10 protein-coding genes are annotated in these 18,232 nt (G+C 63.4%); 4 read left to right on the forward strand and 6 right to left on the reverse strand.

All coding sequences use genetic code 11. The features are described from left to right. Position 1 precedes the first annotated feature (1 nt). The 3 genes from DB30_RS03175 to DB30_RS03185 are packed head-to-tail and all read left to right on the forward strand — an operon-like array spanning position 2 to position 10,123. Positions 2–2,893, forward strand: coding sequence for a protein kinase domain-containing protein (locus DB30_RS03175; protein ID WP_052546482.1), 2,892 nt, complete (start codon positions 2–4; stop codon positions 2,891–2,893). 11 nt (positions 2,894–2,904) lie between these two features. Next, a complete protein-coding gene (dptG, locus tag DB30_RS03180; protein ID WP_052546483.1) occupies positions 2,905–4,557 on the forward strand; it encodes a DNA phosphorothioation-dependent restriction protein DptG in 1,653 nt (550 codons plus the stop codon). Position 4,558: 1 nt separating this feature from the next. Continuing rightward, positions 4,559–10,123, forward strand: a complete 5,565-nt coding sequence (locus DB30_RS03185) for an FtsK/SpoIIIE domain-containing protein (protein WP_146657939.1) — start codon at positions 4,559–4,561, stop codon at positions 10,121–10,123. A gap of 102 nt (positions 10,124–10,225) precedes the next feature. Here DB30_RS03185 and DB30_RS42960 read toward each other — a convergent pair whose 3' ends face one another. After that, complete coding sequence (locus tag DB30_RS42960) at positions 10,226–10,993, reverse strand: hypothetical protein (protein WP_338082179.1); 768 nt, start codon at positions 10,991–10,993, stop codon at positions 10,226–10,228. Positions 10,994–11,008: 15 nt separating this feature from the next. Here DB30_RS42960 and DB30_RS03190 point away from each other — a divergent pair, with 15 nt between their 5' ends. Then, positions 11,009–12,232: a methyltransferase domain-containing protein gene (locus tag DB30_RS03190; protein ID WP_338082180.1), complete on the forward strand. Its 1,224-nt coding sequence runs from the start codon at positions 11,009–11,011 to the stop codon at positions 12,230–12,232. 240 nt (positions 12,233–12,472) lie between these two features. On the opposite strand, the gene DB30_RS03195 is transcribed toward DB30_RS03190, so the two are convergent. Genes DB30_RS03195 through DB30_RS03215 form a run of 5 tightly spaced genes read right to left on the reverse strand, consistent with a single transcriptional unit; the run spans position 12,473 to position 17,424 of the window. Further along, positions 12,473–14,731 (reverse strand): hypothetical protein, encoded by a 2,259-nt coding sequence (locus tag DB30_RS03195; RefSeq protein WP_052546486.1) that lies wholly within the window; start codon positions 14,729–14,731, stop codon positions 12,473–12,475. Beyond that, on the reverse strand, positions 14,728–15,714 hold the full coding sequence (locus tag DB30_RS03200; RefSeq protein ID WP_052546487.1) for a DUF2169 family type VI secretion system accessory protein: 987 nt from the start codon (positions 15,712–15,714) through the stop codon (positions 14,728–14,730). Before DB30_RS03200 ends, DB30_RS03195 begins: the two co-directional genes overlap by 4 nt. Next, positions 15,711–16,466, reverse strand: coding sequence for a hypothetical protein (locus tag DB30_RS03205; protein ID WP_052546488.1), 756 nt, complete (start codon positions 16,464–16,466; stop codon positions 15,711–15,713). Before DB30_RS03205 ends, DB30_RS03200 begins: the two co-directional genes overlap by 4 nt. 2 nt (positions 16,467–16,468) lie before the next feature. Continuing rightward, positions 16,469–16,939, reverse strand: a complete 471-nt coding sequence (locus DB30_RS03210; protein WP_146657940.1) for a hypothetical protein — start codon at positions 16,937–16,939, stop codon at positions 16,469–16,471. Between the two features lie 47 nt (positions 16,940–16,986). After that, complete coding sequence (locus tag DB30_RS03215; RefSeq protein ID WP_146657941.1) at positions 16,987–17,424, reverse strand: PAAR-like domain-containing protein; 438 nt, start codon at positions 17,422–17,424, stop codon at positions 16,987–16,989. Between the last annotated feature and the right edge of the window lie 808 nt (positions 17,425–18,232).

Below are 18,232 nucleotides of genomic sequence, written 5' to 3' on the forward strand. Positions count from 1 at the left end.
AATGGACGATTCACGTACGCGAAGCAACCTGGTCGTGGCCACCGACGGCACACAGGAGCGTCAGTATCAGACCCTCAGGGTCCTCGGCACCGGCGCGAGCGGCAAAGTGTTTCTGGCCCTGCGCCTGCCAAGCACCCAGCGCGAGGACTGCAGCGCTGAGGATACTCGGAAGGTGGCGATCAAGCTTGCCTCGACGCCACAGTGGGCTGGACACCTCGCACAGGAGGCGCGTCTTCTCCGTGCGCTTCAAGAGCAGATCGCAGAGGCACTCGAGCACAGCGGGGGCCAGACTTACCGTATCGTACGGATTGGCACTGGCCACGAACCGTGGGAAGTCGAGGACGTCTACTCAAGCCGCTTGATCGAGCTCGAGTACCTGGACGGCAAGACCATGCGAGAGTGGTTTGAGGAGGACTGGTGCCGGCGCGGGGACATCGACGGCGCGGAGATTCTGGCGGAGGTCCTCGACTGTGCCGGTCAACTCGCGGAGGCGCTGCTTCAGCTCGAAGTCTGTGGCGACGACGGGTTGGTCCATCGCGACATTAAGCCCGAGAACATCATGCGCTCGAGTGTCGGCCTCCGCCTGTTCGACTTCAATGTAGCGAAAGAGAACGGCGAAACACTCAAGACTGCATTTGTGGGAACGCCAGGCTACCGAGCCCCGGAGATCATGCGTGGTGAAGATCGCCTCGCCTACGACGCCCGTGTGGACTTGTATAGTCTCGGCGTCATCTTGTGGGAGATTGTCCACCGCCGTCGCTTCGAACAGCATCTGCACATGCCCAAGCGCGACGGCTCCGCCAAGCTCGAGTGGCCTACGACCGAGATCTCTGCCCTGGCTGCGGACATCGCCGCAGATCTCACCGAGCTCATTCCCGCGTTGGTCTGCGAACTCGATGACCGCATCGTGTCCGCGCGCGCGCTATCCCATCGAGTGGCGACGCTGCGCCAGCGGCGACGACCGCAGCCCCAGGTCGACCAGTTCGCCGGTCTTGGCGACTGCGACATGATCCAGCTGCTGTCAGAACTGCGACCAAGCGGGCTGATCTCCGTGGTCACCGATAACAGCGGACAGGCGCCCCGCCAGCCTCTTCAAGACTACTTGCGCACCCGCATGCAGATCGACGACCCGCTCGAGGACTGGCTGCACGATGAGCTGTGTGCCACCGCGAGCGTCGATCGCAGCGAACCCGTCTTGTTCGTTCTCGCGGGCAACGCAGGCGACGGCAAGAGCCACCTGCTCAAGCGCGTCCTCAGCGAGCGACTGGCGAACCGACCCGAGATCACCGGCCAAATTCGAGCCATCTCGGATGCCACACACGCCCTGTCGGCAAATGGCACTCAAGAGGACCGCCTGAGTGAGTTCTTTGCGCCGTTTCGGGATGTCGAGGCCAGCGACAGCAAGAAGGTCCACATCATCGCGATGAACACCGGCATGGTCCTGCGTTTTTTCGACGGCCAGGAGTCGCATGGGGGCTACTTCGGCAGCCTCTACAGCGAGCTGCAGCGCCAGCTAGGGCTGCGGCGACACGACGCCTCGGCCCCGGCGTGTCGTTGGCGCGTTGAGGTCGTGAACCTCGACCTTCGCGACTTGCTGTCCACCGATGGACGTGAGTCGAGCTTCGCTGGCGGCATGATCACGCGCTTGAACCCAGACGACCCCGAGAGCATCCCGGGGCCAAAGTGGGGCGAGTGCAAGGAGTGCCCCGCCTTCGCGCACTGTCCCGTGGCTTTCAACATGCGGTCGTTGGCTCTGCAAATGCCTCGCGATGCCGTGCTTGCGACCCTGCATCGCGTCGCCCTCGCCTCGGGGGTGCACCTCAGTCCTCGGAACCTGTGGGCTTTCTTCTATCGCTTGCTCACCGGCGGCACCGAGCGCTACGAGTCGAGCGAGGGGACCCCACTGGCACCGTGCGACGTCGTCCGCGCCCGCGTACAAGATCACGACGGCGAATGGCTGCTGGCCGGACAGTTCACCGAGCTGATGTTCCAACACCCCGGCGCAGGCGAGCCGTGGACCTCACTCGCCGAGCACGACCCCGCGTTCAGCAGCGTCAAGGAGCTCGACAAGCTCCACACGAGCCTTGCGATCAAGCCCGAGCTGGACAACTCCCCGCGCGTCATCAAGGATCTCGCGGGCGAAGGGCAGAGCGTCGCGGGCCTGGATCTGGGCACGCTCGGCGCGTGGATGCCCGAGGATTCCAGCTTCAAGGGGTGCCGGCGTGACGCAGCCGTTCGGCGCCATGCGATGTTCCACGCCGACACGTTCAAAACGTGGTTCGAGTTTGAGGGTGCGAGTGACTTCGAGGCGCTGCTCACCGCCTACCGCGCGTTCAGCACCAACCCCGCGACGGTGGATGGTGACGACAGGGACCGATTGAGCAGGCTCGGCGAGCTCGTGCAGGAAGTATTTCTTCGGGGCAATGGGCGCTACATTGATGACAAGCGCTATCTCCAGGTCAGCCAACCCAACACCCGAGGTCACAGCCAGCTGCTCGTTCACGCCGATGAGACCGAGCTTCGTCGTGTGTTCAACATCCGTGAGATCCTGCGCCCCGACATCCACATCGCAGCTCACCAGGAGCGTCAAAACCTGTTGAAGTTGCTTGGCTACCGACCGCGACAGATCACGCTCGACATCGTCAGGCTGCGACTGACCGTCGACCTCGAACTGCACGATTTCCTCAATCGGGTCAAGGAAGGTCAGCGCCCATCTATCCGTGACCTCGCGCAGTTTCAGGCGCTCTTGTTCATCGGCGACCGCGTCGGAAACGAGATTGCGACCGGAGGCCGGAGCACCCACGAACTCTACGTTTGGCGGGGCGACGAGAACCGGCTCTACCGGCTCTATCGTGACGCCTTCGACTACCCCAAAATTACTCGCGCGAACTGAGAGGCCACGTCATGCCAGTCGACAAAGAATGGGTCAAAAAGGTCATCGGCACCCCCAAACTCGCCGAACTCGACACCCTGAAGATCGAGGGGCTCGACATCGAAATGCCCAAGGCGGCTGCCCGCGGACGACAGGTGCACCGAGACTGGCAGCGCCGCATCCTGCCGGATATCACGCCGGATTCAGCGATCGCGGACGCGCCAGAGCGCACGCCCTTTCGAATTCTGTATGCCCTGACATCTGGGCAGGTCACAAAGAGGACCATCGACGAGGTCTTCGACGGCGAACTCGCGCAGCTCGAAGGTCTGTTTCGCCGTGAGTCCAGGGGTAAGCGCAAGATGACGCTCGCCTTTCATGTGCTCGCCGTCAAGGGCGCCGACAAGTCCGAGCGGGGGGCCAAGGGCTTTACCGAGCGGACCTTCTTGTTGCTGTGCCGAGACAAAGACGGGCGCGTCGATCGTGATCTGGTTCGCTCTGTGGTCGAGCAATTTCGACGCGAGCCCAGCGGACTGGATCTCGCGCAACAGGCTGTGCTCAACGAGCTGTCAACCGACTGGAAGGCTGACGAGGAGCCGCAGTTCGACGACAGCGCCCACCAGGACCGGCACATCCCTTTTGACCTCGAGGCTGCGGCTCTCTTCCAACGTGATCTGCGGAGCCTCGTCCAAGCGGGCCTGGGCCCAGCGGACTTCTTCCGCAACCTCAACACCTTGCTGGTCTTCCACCTTGGACTCTACCAGCCCCGGGTCGCTGCGCTTCTCAATCCGCAGATGAAACTTCTGTTCCGCGAGATGGCGGAGCCAAGCCCCTCGAACCTCGAGGACATCAAGACCTTCATCGGCCGCGCCAAGGACAAGCACCCGTTTTGCGGCGCGCTTGCCTGTCGGGCTCCCGACGCTGGCATGCTCCGCCGAGTGAGCAAGCAATCGCCGTCCATGGTCACCTACAATGAGCTCGGACGGGAGCTGACAATCTTCCACTTCAACGTACTGATGCTGGCTCGTCTGCGACAACTGGGCCAAGCCTACCTCGCCGAACAATGGGGTCTGGCCGCGCGTTGGAAGGCCGGAAAACTCAACGAAGATGAGCGCCTGCAGCTCGAGGCTGCGACCCGCGGGCCGAGTGAGTTCATTCTCCGTATGGGCGAGGACCCGAGCTTCCAAACGTTCCTGCACCGGGCCCTCGAGGCGCTCTCGGTTCGCTTCGTCAAGGAGCAGCTGGGGGACGACGAGAGCAACTACCAAAAGATCTACGAGGCCCAGAGCGGTATGCACGCGTTGCGTCGGCTCTATGAGGCCTACAACCGCGAGAGCGTGGCCAATTCGACGCGGAGCCGTGCGTACCGCCAGGGCCTCCAAGTCACATCGAGCTTGCTCACGCACAACCAAGACGGCCTTGTACAGACACGGCGAGGCCTCGGCAAATACCTCGAACTCGGGGTTGGGCTCTTGCCCTTGATCCTCTTGCTGACCGTCGGTGCTGGCGGCGAGAAGATCCCCGTCAACCAATTCTGGGAGCGGCTCGCGCAATATGGCTTGACCTTTGACCCTCAAGAGAGGGGGCGCCTGCTCGAGCGACTTCGTTCGATGGGTGTATACGAGCGCTACAGTGACGCAGGTGAAGCTGCCTACGTCCGCAACTTGATGCTGTCGAGGTCGGCTTAGCATGAACACCAAGCTCCACATTCCTGTCCCTTTTGGCGAATCATGTTGCCGTGTGTTCCTCCGTCGTGTTTGCGCACAAGGCCAGCGAACCTCAAATCGACATATCGTCGACTACCTTCCGCCCAAGGTCGCTGAGGCTCTGCACGCAGGCTTGATTGAGGTCGCGGACAACGAGGTGAGCTTCGATGTGCGTGCGGACAACGGGGAAGTGACTCGTGAGGTGCTCGCTGCGATCCCCGTCCCCGAACTCGATGCAGAGCTGATAGCGATCCTCGTTGTGGCCGAAGGCCGCGCGAGCACAGGAACTTTTACCCAGAACACCGTGACCGAAGGCTTCGCTAGCTACCTTCGAGATCACTACGTGGATGGCGCTGATCGTCATCGCTTCTTGGTTACGATCACCGCCGAAGGCAACGAGACTCAAAAGAGCGCACAGGACCTCCTCGCCGACAGCGAGCTCTTATCATTGGGGCTGTTGCTTCAGGATATTCTGGCTCATCGTGGGCTCGCGTCGTCTCAGTCGCTTTGTGATGTCGCCTCCGTCTACCACGTCTACAACCGGCACGAACTCGACTGGCAAAGCGTCACTGCCCGCTTTGAGCGCTACATCGACGAGGTTGCTGACGCGCCGACTAGCGAACAAGGCGCCAAGCTACCTATGCTCGGGTGCTTTTTGCCGGATGCGTCGCAGAATTTTGTAGATGGTGAGCGTATTCACGTCCTCGAGAAGAAGGACCAGCTTCGTCGCGAGCGTGGCGCCAGTCGGCTGTTCGACAACGCCATGGTCCGTGAATTTCTCGAGGAGACCCTCAACGACCCACTCGTGGACCCTGAGCCTGTGCTTCGTGAGGTCTTGCCCCACGATCACGAAAAGGCGAATAAGATAGCGAATGCAGGGCCACAGGGACTGTCGACGCTGGATGCTGGCACCTTCGTCGGTCAGGACAATCGCAAGCGCAAACGGACGAAGCTCCGCTTCGAGGTCTCCTCGATCGATGTGGTGGGGGCTCAGTTCTTCCGTGTACTCGGGACCGACAACAACGTCGACCTCATCGTGACGGCGAACTCACCGTTCCGGGTCGACGTGGAGATGTCGGGCGAGGTCAAGGACCGCCAAACACCTCAGTTGATCACGTGGAACGACGAGAAGAACAAGCCACTCTTGAAGCGAGTTATCCCGCGGGGCACCAAGGTCCGCTACGAGTTCGAGGCTCCATCACGCGAGTTTCAGGTGATGCGTCTGGCCCTCGCCAGTGGTCCGCGCGCGATGGCGAACCCATATGACACGATTGATCTAGCTGTCTACGCTGGCGATTGCGAGCAAATTCTGGTCGAGGAGGCGAGGCAACTGAGTCTAGAAGACCAGGCCTGGATCGTTAGGGGAGAGACATCGTTCGAACTCCATCACGGCGACACCATCGATCGGATCGTACCGGCAGAGCGAACCACGGACGAGGAAGATGAGGAAGATCTCGACCGCAAGCGGCTCTTGACCTTTAGTGAGACCCCGCTCAGCCCACAGGTCGTCGAGTACGACGACACGCCCGCTGAGGAGGACGAGACAAGCCCTCTCGAGTCGTTGTTGGAGCTCGCCGCCTACGAAGGTCAGAAACCAGCCCCGCGCACTCGCAAGGCGTTCGCCGACGCCGATCACTACCTCGACGCGGTCCGCAATATCTCTCAAGTCGGGCCAACGTGGCGGGTCGACCTCCAAGGCGGGGTCCAATGCGAAATTCAACCCGCAGGACGGGCTCGCGGCTTCGTCTACGAGCATGCGGTCGAGCTGCTACTCGGCGACTCGGGGTCTTGTCGCGTAGAGAAGCCCTCCAGCGGGGAGTTCAGGACCGTCTCGTGGGGGGATGGTCTGGAGTCTCTCAGTGAGTTGCGTCGAGCGCGGGCGGTGGTGTTCGCGGGGATCGGGGAGCTGGCGAAAGAGAAGATCTCGGGCTTGCGGACCGCACCGGGCGGCGGTGTTCCGCTGTCACTGTTGCCTCTCCATCGCGCAGCGAACGAGATCAACGAGTACCTCGCGGCGTGGACTCGCGCGGCGCGCAGCAGCCTGGCTGCAGCAGCCTACAGCGCCGTTCACGACGCGCTCCTTCAACTCGATACCCTTCGCTTGCTTGATGACAAGGGCCGCGTGGAGCGGCTGGTGGTCGTGCCAACTCATCCGTGGTTGCTTGGTGCTTTGCTCGCGTACCAATCCGTCTTGGATCGGAACCTCCACGCGCAGGGTGAACGCTATCCGCTCACGCGAGGTGAGGTCGACGAACTCGTGCCGCGCTCAGCGTTGGAGGACTGGCACCTGCAGCACGCGGGGAACCGGCGGCTGCGGATGACGGATGCTGCACCATTTCACTTCGAGTTCAAGTCGAAGAAACAGGGCGAGCAGGCCGACTCGCTCGGCTACATCTCGCGGATCGTGGCGACCAAGCTCGAGCGCTACCTCGAGATGCACCCCCACCTCCGAGATGAGCGTCGGACGTTGCGCCTCGGCTTCGTCAACCCGGGTGATGGTCGGCCCTTTCTCGCCGGCCTCCACGCGTGGTTGCGCGCTCTCATGCCGCGCAACCGACAACGGATCTTGCCACTGGAGCAGATCCCGGCGATTGACGTCCTCTTCTTCTCGACCAGTGGCCAGCAGGATGATGAGGTTGGGTCGAGCTTCGAGGAGTTCTTCAAGGCGCAGATCGGCAACGCAGACGAGGACGTTGTTCGCCAGACCCTCCTCGGCCGGCTGCGGTACCGTCGCTGTCAGGGAAGCGGTCCTGCCAAGCCGGTCGATGGCGTGCACTTGTGCTTCGCGCGTGGCCTGGTTGACTCGCACTCCCAGGACCCGAAGACTGGGTTGCTCGCCGATGGCTGGGATGGGGCGTTCGGTGATGGGTTACTTACCACCTACCTGCGACGGACGCTCCCGGGCGTCTCACGCGGAGAATTCACCAGTCGCCGGGGTCTATGGGTGCCACCCGAATCGCAGGGCCTACGCGGCGCGCTAGCAGCCATCCTCGCGCTGCAGCGAGCTTGCAAGGACTCCGACCCAAGCCCCGAAAAGGCGTTGTTCTGGGACTGTCGACTCCCCAACCTGGCGAGCATGGCCCCTACCTACGAGCACAGCGACTGGGTCGTGCACCTCGATCGCGAGCTCAGCCTCGAGTTGTTTGAGGGGAACGGGGACGAGAACACACCAACGATCATCGAGTATAGCGACCAGGAAGTCCCACAAAGTCCAGGCTTCGACACGATCACGGCGACCACGCGTGCGGAGCCATACTACGACCAGCTCAGCGAGATGCTCTCGCTGGTTGGCATGGATATGGAGGGGCGTGAGCAGGATGCGCGGGATGCCGCTCATGATATCCTCAGCGACATCAACGCACTCTCTGGGTCGTGGGCCCTGGATTTCTTGGTCGGAAGCCTCGCCGACAAGGACCAACGAACACGATTGATGGGGAATATCGGCGCCGCATTGGCTTACCGCTGGCTACGCCGGGTTGAAGGTGGCGACGGCGGAGGGTCAGTGATCAAGACATCGGTCGGCGATGTCGTACCGGTGTTCATCAGCCTCGAAGAGCTCATCCGCGCGACACCGGCTGCGCGGCTGAAGAAGTCAGACGGCCTGATCCATCGCTACAGGAAGCAGCGCAAGACTGACGACGGGGAAAAATGGTGTGACGATATCTTGGTGATGTACTTGACTAAGACTGAGGACGGACAGCCTTCGCGGCTCTACGGCCGGATTGTCGAGGTGAAGTTCGGCAGGACCATACTGGGCGCCAGGGACAAGGCGGTCGCTCAGGTCAAGGGAACCAATGAACTCTTCCGTAGCAACCTAGGTGGGGGAAATACGACCGTCGATGCCCCCTTCAAGAACAAGTTGCTCTCGCTGTTGTTGAAGGCCCAACTCGAGCAAGCTGTAGCGATGGGCGCTCTCTCCCGCGACGTCTACAAGTTCCTGAACATCCCGGCGTTCTCCACGAACCTGGCGACGAGCAATTACACGGTCGACTATATGATCGGGGCCGATGGGCAGAATCTCTTCGGTGATGCATTTTTGCTCTATACAGGAGACAGCGACAATGTCCCCCCGATCAGTACCCGGATTCAAGATGGCGTGCGGGTCGTGACGCTGGGATTTAAGCACGTCGAGTGGCTTGCTTTCAATCTAGATAATAGCCCAACCTTGGTGGAGAACCCGGCCTCAACCCTGCCCCGGCTGGGACGCTACACGACGGTGCAGACATCGCCAGGTAAATCGCATGTAACAACGGAGGCAAGTCGGGAAGCTGACTCCGTCCCGGAGGGGGTCGCGGTGGCCGAGCATGAAGATAATTCAGAACCGGAAGTCGTCCCGGCGCCGCCCGAACCGGCACCCGTGGAGAAACCGAGTGTGGAGGTCGCACAAGAGGATGTAGCCGACGTCTTGAGCCTGAAGGATGCAAGCGACATCCCGGTGAAAATGGCCCCGTATCCCGATGACGCCGTACTTGCGGTGACCAAGCGTCTCGAGCAAGCGCTCAATGGCCACAAGATCCGTGTCGCGGGCGCCCCGTCAGCACGAGAAGTCGACCGCGGCCCTCGTCTACTGCGTGCGTATGTACGCCTCGAGGCCGGCGAGTCGATCAACTCGGTGCGTCGTTGTAGTGAGGATATTGCTCGGGTCGTGGGGACGGAGGCTTCCGACATTCACATCAGCAACGTCCCGGAGCGGCACTCGATTGCGCTAGACCTTCCCGTCGCGGGCATGTCTTACGCTGTCGACTTCGGAGAAGTGTACGAGCATGCTTCGTTTCGGGCGGCGCGGGCGGAACTCCAACTGGGGTTCTGCGCCGGCATCGACGTGACGGGGAGGGCCCTGTGGGCAGACTTGGCGGAGATGCCTCACATGCTCGTAGCTGGGACCACCGGTAGCGGCAAGACGGTGTTTCTGCGTGGGGTTATCTTGACCCTGCTCTTGAGTCATTCGCCCAAGGAATTGGAGATCCATCTGTCGAGCAGCAAACCGATGGACTTCAAGATCTTCACGAAGGCACCCCACAGCCGAGGGCGAGCGATGGCGTCGGACCCAGGTGCGGCGCTTGCGCTGGCAGAGGAACTCGTCTCTGAGATGGACCGGCGGATTCAGGTGATTACGGATGCGTTCTGCGACAACCTCGCAGAGTTCAACGAGGAGAACCCTCGCGATGCTCTTCCGTATGTAGTCGGCGTGTTCGATGAGTATTCGGCGATGATCTTGTCGTTCACGGACAAGGCTGATCGGAGCCGCTTTGAGGCCGCGATCGGGCACCTGGCACAGAAGGCTCGCGCCGCCGGGATCCACCTGATCATCTGCATGCAACGGCCTGACGCCGCTATCCTCAAGGGGGCGATCAAGGCGAACATCCTTCATCGCTTTGCACTGAAATTGCCGCAGAACCAGGACAGTCGGGTCATTCTCGATGAGAATGGCGCCGAGACCCTTCTCGGCAAGGGGGACTTGCTGTACAAGGATGGGGCGGGGCGCTTGAACCGGCTCCAGGTGCCGTACCTCGACAACCGAACGCTCAAGGGCTTGCTACCTCGCTAAAACGTCTGCAACATCACGTCAACCCTCGACGGGCTGCTCCATGTGCCCTGGTCGCTTCGCCGAAACCGACGGCCTCTCCCACATCGTTGGCCCCCCGTTGGGTTAGCCGACGAGCCCACGGCTCCAACCGCTCGAGCCACGCCGAGCGCCGATCCCCAATTTTCGGCCGCGCTGTGCCGCGAAATCGAGATCGCCCTGGGCCTCGACGCCAAGTTCAACTACCAACGCGCTGAGAAAGGATGATGCATGTTCGAGAGGATCCAACTCGATGCCGAACTCGCGCGCGAGTACGGGCTCGTCGCTGACCAGCCACTGACCGGCCTCGGCTCGATCGTCGCCATCACCGGCCCCAACGGCGCTGGCAAGACGCGGCTGCTGCGGCTCCTGGCCGAACAGCTGCAGACGGACCGCAGGGAGTTCGAGGACTTCGCTGCCATCACCAATCCCGAGGACCACGACTGGACCGAGCAGGTCAACGCTACGTGCAGGTTTGCATGTGATGCATCCGCCGAACCCGACGAGAAACGCAAGCAGATTCTCGGCGCCATGAAGCGCTTCATGGGTCGCTACCGGACTAGCGATGGGGGGTGGCGGGAGTTTGCGAAGACCGGCCGTTGGCCCCGCGTAGTGTACTTGTATGCTGGTGACGAACGCAGCCAACTCTATCGAAGTAGGCGCCAGCATCACGACACCGACATCCAGGACAAGGACCTTCGGGCCTTCCCAAAAGACGCGCTTGAAGAACTCGCCCAGGCCCGGTTTCTCGCGGCACACCCAATGTGGCTCGAGGGCAACGAGGATTTGCACGAGCGAGCAAACCGTTTCGCTACCACCGTCCGCGCGCTGATCGGCGCCGAACTCGACATCCATGTTCGAGGCACGTCGATGTTCGCCACGCTCAATGGTCGGCGTATCGACAAGGATACGCTGTCCGAGGGTCAGCGTGTGCTCTTGCGCTGGGCCCAGCTCATTCATGAGGAGGTCGCCGACCTCCGCGACGCGATCTTGCTCATCGACGAACCGGAGCTGCACCTGCATCCGCATGCGCTCATCGAGGCGATAACCCGCCTCGCCGAGCTCCACCCCGCGCAGATCTGGGTGGCGACGCACTCGATCCCACTGCTCGCCTGGATCGGACCGAGGCACATCTACAGCATGGACCAGGGCCGCCCGAGCTGGGCCGGCAATCAAATGAAGCGAGTGCTCGGCGGCCTGCTGGGCGAGAACGATGGCACCGAGCGGTTGCGCACCTTCTTGACCGACGCCGGCAGCCTGGCCTTTCATCAGTTCGCTGCCGAGTGCCTGCTAGCAGCCGGCGTGCTGCCTCTACGCGACGGCGACCCCCAGGCCGCGCACTTCGTGACGCACATCAGCGAGCTACTGCAAGCGGCCGAGCAAGACGTGCGCGTGCTCGAGTACGGCGCCGGACGGGGACGCTTGATCGAAGCGATCGCCGCCTTGCCGACCGGGGACCGAGCCCGACTGCGCTACCACGTCTACAACGATCCTGAACACACCGATCCCGCGGACGCGAGCACTTGCCGCGCCCAACTCGCACGACTCGAAGGTAGCGAGGTCACGCACCGCTACTGTGACGACCTACGGCAACACCAACTCGACGCTGCCGACAAGATGGATGCCGTTGTTCTGTGCAACGTGCTCCACGAGGTCTCGCCGCAGGACTGGCCAAGGCTCATGGATCGGCTGCGAGCCTGCCTGCGTCCCGATGGTCACCTGCTGATCCTCGAAGACCAGCAAATGAGCGTTGGGGAGTTGCCGCATGACGCGGGGTACATCGTGCTCGACGAGGTCGAACTCTGCGCGCTGTTCAACGCGGCAGCTGGCACGCCACTGCTCCGCTACGGCCAACTCCACGCCGGGCGACTCTCGATCGCCGAGATCTCGGCTCAACTTCTCGTTGCCTGCACGCCAGACTGCGTCAACAAGGCTCTGAAACAAGTGCAGCAGCGGGCGCTCGACCAGATCACAACACTTCGCCGCCCCAAGGGCCCGGCGAGCCCGGCGGAGCCCGGGCATCGCCGCGGGCGCTTGCACGCGTACTACGCCCTACTTCACACCAACGCCACGCTCGCGCGCTCCGATGCTTGAAGCTCGAAATGCATGAACGTGAATGGGGCGGACTCTGAACCGAGCATTCACGTTCTCGCCGGCCACGCACCGTTCGGCGCGTGCTCGATATGCCAAATATTATTCAATGATATCATATAGTTATAGCGATTGCCCGGTCACGCATCGAACGGTGTGTGTCCGGCGCGAACGCGAATGTTCGGTTGGCCAGGATCATCTTATTCGCATTCACGGATTTCGGCCATCGACGCCGCGGCCTCGTCAGAGCACCCCCAGCCGCCGCAGCTCATTACCCCAACGATCAAGCGCCTTTCGTTGCCTGTCCACCGACCACCGCACAACGACCTGCGTCGCGGCGCCCCCTCGTAGCGCGAGTTCATCGGCCGCCCATCGCCGTCGCAGCCGCTCACTCGAGCCTGCGATCAGCTCGTTCCAACACGCCTGCACGCTAAACGGTTGGCCATCACGCAAGCGCCCAGCCGGCCACTGTCGGCCGTCGAGCCACGTTCGCCAAGTCTTCGGGTCGATGCAGCGACGAACCTCGAGCAGGCCGTCCTCGTCGAGCAGGTCTTCGCGCAGGCCGGCGCCGGTGATGCGATCGAGGGCGCAGGCGGCCGCTTCGACGACAGGTTCGTCGTCATGGTCGAGGCCATCGAGCAAGAAGGGCAGGCTCTCGACCAATCCGGCGTTGCCGAGCGCCTCGAGGGCGGTCGGAGTCGCCTCGAGCTGCGTCAGGCGTTCGTGAATCGCCCGCATGTCGCCGGGCTCGCCTGCAATCGACAGCCAGCGTGCGGCCTGTTCGGCGATCGGGGGACTTTGGCCCAACAGCCAGCGCAATCGGCTCAGGGCGCCGGCGTGGCCAAGCCAGACCAGCGCAGCCACGTAGCCCACGGTCTCGGGCGCGCGTGTCGCTGCCGCGACCAACAGGTCGGTGCGCTGCGTGGTGCCGCGACGAGCCAGGGCGATCGCCGCCGCCCCGCGCACTGACTCGGTCTCATCGTTCAACAACGCGGCGAGCTCCGGCTCGGGGATGTCCGTCACAGCGGCCGCCAGCTCGACGCCACAGCGCCTCACGTCGCCCGACTCGTGAGCCAACAGCGCCGACACGAGCGGGGCTGGATGTGTGCCGAGCTCGATGGCGCCAGCGAGCTCGTCGAGCTCTACGGCGTCCATCTGTGCTGCGAGCCGACACACCGCTTCCAACAGTGGTGGCGCGGTGAACCACGACGCCGCGACCAACAACGCACCTCGAGACCGATCGAATGCCGTCTCGCTACACGCCAAAGTCGCACGCTCGATCGTGTTCGCCCCACCGAGCGCGAGCGCGTCGAGGTGGGCCTGGATGCGTGCTTCGATCGGGAACAACTCGAACCACGGTGTCTGAGCACTGTCGAGATCATCGAGGCGGTCGAGCTGCAGATAGCCAAGCTCCTCGAGGTGGCGGTCGAGGCTGTCCTCGCGGCCGCGGTAGCCCGCCGCCGCGTCCCGTTGGTTGGGGTCCGACCACAGCTCGCTCAGGCGTTGGCGCAACACCGAGCGCTCGGGGCTCACGATGATCGCCGCGCCGAGGTGACCAGCGTCATCGCTCGCATAGATCAGCGCACGCCCGTGTGGGCCCGTAAACTGTTGGGCGATGAGCAGCGCGAGCCCAGGCGTAGCGACGCCAGCGTCGCCGAAGGGCGCCGCAGTCGATTGGGTCACGAGCGGCTCGGGCATCAGCGGGCCGTTGCGCAGATACGCCGCGTGGAATTCTTTGGTAAAGCGCGATTCGCCTGTCTGACAGTCGACGACCAGCTCCGTCGCGCCGGGTGAACGCGCGCCGAGCTGTTCGAAGAGCGCGCTCAACCCCTGTGACAGGTTGGGCCGCGGGCCGGTGAAGGGCGCCGGCTCGCGACCGACGCCCACGACCTCGCACCGCGTTGCGCCGCCAAGCTGAGCGAGCGGCGAGTCAGCGCGGCAACACAGCGCGACGCAGGCACCCTCGCCAGGGATCAGACCATCGCGGTTGTCCTCGCCGAGGATCGCGCTGGCCCTGGCCAAAGCCGCGACCGAGGCGAGGTCGCAGTGACTATCGGTGGCGACGACGAGCACTGCCTCGACGCGGCTGTCTTGCAGCAGCGCTTCGGCCCGGCACAGCGCGGCGAACCAGCCCGCGCGACCGTGGCTAACCCGCTCCATTGGACCAAGCTCGAGCTTCCCGGTGGCGAGCTGGGCGAGGTCCTGCGCGGTGGCGTCAGCTGTTTGATCCGTGTCGGAGACCACGACGACCAAGACTGGCTGGTGGAGCTTGGGCGTTCGCGCAAGGAGGTCGGCGAGCGCGTACTCGAGCAGCGCGCGGCGACGTTGCTGGCGGTCGAGACCGCGGTCGAGGGAATCGAGCGCGGCGACGGTCACGAAACCCCGCGGGCTGGGCTGCTGTTCAAAAGCTACGGCGCCTGTTGCCAGCTCCGCCTGCAGCTCACTCGCCTTGGTCGCCAAGGCTGCGCTCGCGCCGATTGTGGCGATCACGAGACCACTCACGGCGAGGACTCCCAGTCGTGCAGGGATCGTAGGCTCGCGCCAGAAAAGCGACCAAGGCCCTCGTCGAGGTCGATCGTCGCGCGGGCGTACAGGGTCAAGCGCTCGGCGTCGAGGTCGAACTCGAGACCGTCGACTCGCAGCAGCTGCCGAGCGACCGCGCCGCTGCTCGAGCGAGACTTCAGCAGCAAGCGCAGGCTCGGCAAGCGAAAGTGTCGGGCCTGGTCGGGCAGAAAACCGACGAGCGTGATCGACTCATCGCCGACGAAGTGAGCGCGGCGAAGGCCCTCGGCCGCAGCATGAAAAAAGCGCAGGTCGAGATCCTCGGGCCAATAGGGAGCGCGCGCGTGCTGCCATTCCTCGTCATACGTGCCAGCGCGTTCGAGCCGTGGGGACCACTGCGGCGGGATTGGGCCGAAGCCGAGCGGCGCGAGGCGAGTCTGTGGTTGTTGAATCAGCGCGCCAGGGTGCTCGAAGTTGGGCAGCGCGAGGCCCTCCAAACTCCCGCTTGGTGGGTGACAGCCGACGCGATTGCGGGACTCATGCGGACCGCCGTGGCAGCGCTCCCACGCGATCGGCAGGGTCACGAAGGGCTCGGCCTCGCTGGCCTCCCAGCCGCCGACGCGACGACGCCAATGGCGGTCGCCGACAACCCAAGCGGTGCGCCGGAGCTCGGCGACTTCGAGTCTGACCTCGACCGCACGGGTAGGTACGGCGCAGCGAATACAGCCGCGAACATAGATGTCGGCGCCGGGCCGCAATGGAGCGGTCTGAGCTGCTTGGACCGGGCCGGAGATGCCTGGCTGCGCATGAAACCGGTCTTCGAGCGGCACCGGGGGTTGCTCGGCGCTGGGGCGCAGCGCGGCACTGTCTGGGGCGGGGATGTCGAAGCTGGCTGCCGCGACGACCACCAGGATGTCGCGGCCGTGGACGTCGTAGCTCGGGAACGCCTCGACGGGCCACGGGGTGAGGTTGTCGAGGATCATCGGTGGCGCGGGTGGTCGACGAGGCCGACGTGATCAGCGAGGACTTCCCACAGTTCGCGTTGCTCGCGGGGGTCGGGGGCGCTCAGGCACAAACTCCAATCATCGAGGATCGGCATGGTGCCGGCGCGGCCGAACCACACGATGGTGTTGTCACGGCGCATCATGGTCTGGGCGTTCGCCATGTCCATCCATGGCTCGAAGCCGAGCTTCGTGAGGGTAGCCTCGACGTTGGTATAGGGCTCGGCGGCGCGGTCGAGTGGGAACGTGCGGCCCTCCCAAAGCCAGCCGCTGAGGCCCTTGTGCTCGTAGCGTTTGGAGATCAGAAATACGTAGCCGTCGAACAGAAGCTCGTTCCAGAACGACTCTTCGAGCACCCGGTCCGTCGCCGCGCCAGCACCCGGGTCCTGAATGTCGGGACTGCTGGCAAACAAGTATCCGGGAGTCCAACGCTGATGGGTATACGCCCAGAACATGACTTCGTTGACAGGGGTCTCCTCAAACCGGTGGTAGTAGTCCCGCATGGCGTCGAGGGAGAAGTCGCAGTCGTACATGAACGGGTTCATCGCGCCTTTGGGAGTTGCACCAAACACCCGGAGGAAGGTGATATGCCCGGCGCACAATACACATCCCAAATCGCGCTGAACGACGGAGATCGCTTCGTCAGGTAGCCCCCGGACCTCGCTGCGCTGCTGCGGTGCAAACTCCGCGAGGAGGGCGAGGACCTGTGATGCTCGATGTTCAGAGAGTTGCATCGTTACTTCTTCGGGTCGTTCTGGCACAGCATGGCCATCATGACCTCACGGCAAGTGTAGCAGGGGGCCAACATCCCCTTCTTGAGTTCTTTCGCGCTCCACATCTTGTTTGGCGGGCCCCCCAGGTTCGCGCCGACACCCATCGTCAGTCCGCAGCCAAAAGGAAACTTCCCCTTCCCGTTCACCCAGGCTTGGTGAAGGGCTTTCTGTTCGACGCAGTTCCCGATCCTGTAGCGATTACCTCCCGTCTGGAGCGACCGGAGTTCGTCCTTCTCGAGGTCGATTGGATTCCCGGTCTTGAAGTTGAAGATCGGTCCCCCCGAGGGCAACCACCCAGGCATCGACCCCGCATGCGCGGTGAAGGTCTGCAAGCTACCCCCACAATCCACCTGCAACCCGCCCACCGTGTTCGCGCTCTTCTTCTTCCGAAACTTGTCCACACCGTTCTTGTATTGATCCACGTCCGTCTTCAATTCCGGAAACTCATGATCTTCAAACGGCTTCCCACAATGCAGGCACTTCACCTCGGGGTCCCCCGGCGCCACCATGTAGCTGTCGCCGGGCTCGAGCTGCTGGCGTTGGCCATGTTGCCGTTGTGGAGCGTCGGCTCGAAGAACCGGATCACCCCCTGGCCCTCAAAGCAGACGTCGAGGCTGCATGACCCCCAGCTCACCGCGCCCTTGGTCTTGGCCGACATCAACCCGCCGCCCGCGGTCCCGGCTTCGTCGCCCGTGCTGGTCCTGAGCTTGGCGCCACGAATCGCCACGGAGCTGCCGCCGATCGTCACCTTCTTGGTCCCGCCGCCAAGATCGCCGCTCTTGGCGGTGTTTGGGTACGGGACCGGGACCGGCCCGCTGGGGCTGGGTGTCTTGCATGCATCGGGTGTCGCGGCCACGAAGGTCTGACCGTCTCCTGCGTGGATGACTCTTCGGCCGTTGGCATAGACCTTGTTGGACATCGGTGCGGATCGTCTGCGATCAGCACCCATCGCGCAATGCCCCGCGCCGACCGCGGCACACGCAGCAGATCCCCAGCTTCGACGCACACTCAGGATTGGCTGCGCACCGATCTGGATGCTAACACCCACCGACCGCTGGCCCACGTTGGCGCGCGCCGTTCTGCGAGCGCGCTGCGGCACCGATCCAGCCCGGACCATCTCCGGCGAGCACACACCGAGCGGTGCGTGTTCACCCATGTCTGTGAGCAAAAGCGGCCCACTTTGGGCCGCATCTCCGATGAAGAACCCGGCGGGACGGGACACCAGAGTGCGTGCCGGCAGAGGTCCCGATGCGGCGAAGGGGGCCAGCATCGCCACGACAAGTCCGGCGAGTTTCTCCCGCCGTTGGGGGAGTCGGTCGCTACACGTTGCCGCCGGCGTCGACCGGGAGATGCTGGTCGGGCACCCCTTAGGGCAGCAAACCGGTGATTCCGACTCGGTGCCAGATGACGGCACAGCACCCACGAACAACCCAACCACCTCATCGAGCGAGCTCTCTGGAGTTCTGGACCCACCAGTCTGCGACGCGCCAGCCGTCGACGCGGTCGCGTGCTGCTTCATGGTCACGGTCGGTGGGAGAATGCTACGCCAACACCGGCCTCTGACTCGCTCGTCAAGACCTCCGGGAACAGCTCGTCGGTCGTTCTCGGCTCATCCCAGTGACCACGTATTTCCTGGCGATTCACTGTTGGAGTACTGTGCGCGAATGTCGACAACCTCTGTCTCGAGAACTCTCCGCCGCCGGGCGAGCCTGCTCGGTCTCTCGTTC

The sequence above is a fragment of the Enhygromyxa salina genome (assembly GCF_000737335.2).
Lineage (GTDB): Bacteria > Myxococcota_A > Polyangia > Nannocystales > Nannocystaceae > Plesiocystis > Plesiocystis salina_C.

Bases quoted from the DNA above. Each gene is read 5' to 3' on its own strand.
- DB30_RS03190 (WP_338082180.1), top strand. From the start codon at position 11,009: ATGTTCGCCACGCTCAATGGTCGGCGTATCGACAAGGATACGCTGTCC.
- DB30_RS03185 (WP_146657939.1), top strand. From the start codon at position 4,559: ATGAACACCAAGCTCCACATTCCTGTCCCTTTTGGCGAATCATGTTGC.
- DB30_RS03175 (WP_052546482.1), top strand. From the start codon at position 2: ATGGACGATTCACGTACGCGAAGCAACCTGGTCGTGGCCACCGACGGC.
- DB30_RS42960 (WP_338082179.1), bottom strand. From the start codon at position 10,993: ATGGATGTCGAGTTCGGCGCCGATCAGCGCGCGGACGGTGGTAGCGAA.
- dptG (WP_052546483.1), top strand. From the start codon at position 2,905: ATGCCAGTCGACAAAGAATGGGTCAAAAAGGTCATCGGCACCCCCAAA.
- DB30_RS03200 (WP_052546487.1), bottom strand. From the start codon at position 15,714: ATGATCCTCGACAACCTCACCCCGTGGCCCGTCGAGGCGTTCCCGAGC.
- DB30_RS03205 (WP_052546488.1), bottom strand. From the start codon at position 16,466: ATGCAACTCTCTGAACATCGAGCATCACAGGTCCTCGCCCTCCTCGCG.
- DB30_RS03215 (WP_146657941.1), bottom strand. From the start codon at position 17,424: ATGTCCAACAAGGTCTATGCCAACGGCCGAAGAGTCATCCACGCAGGA.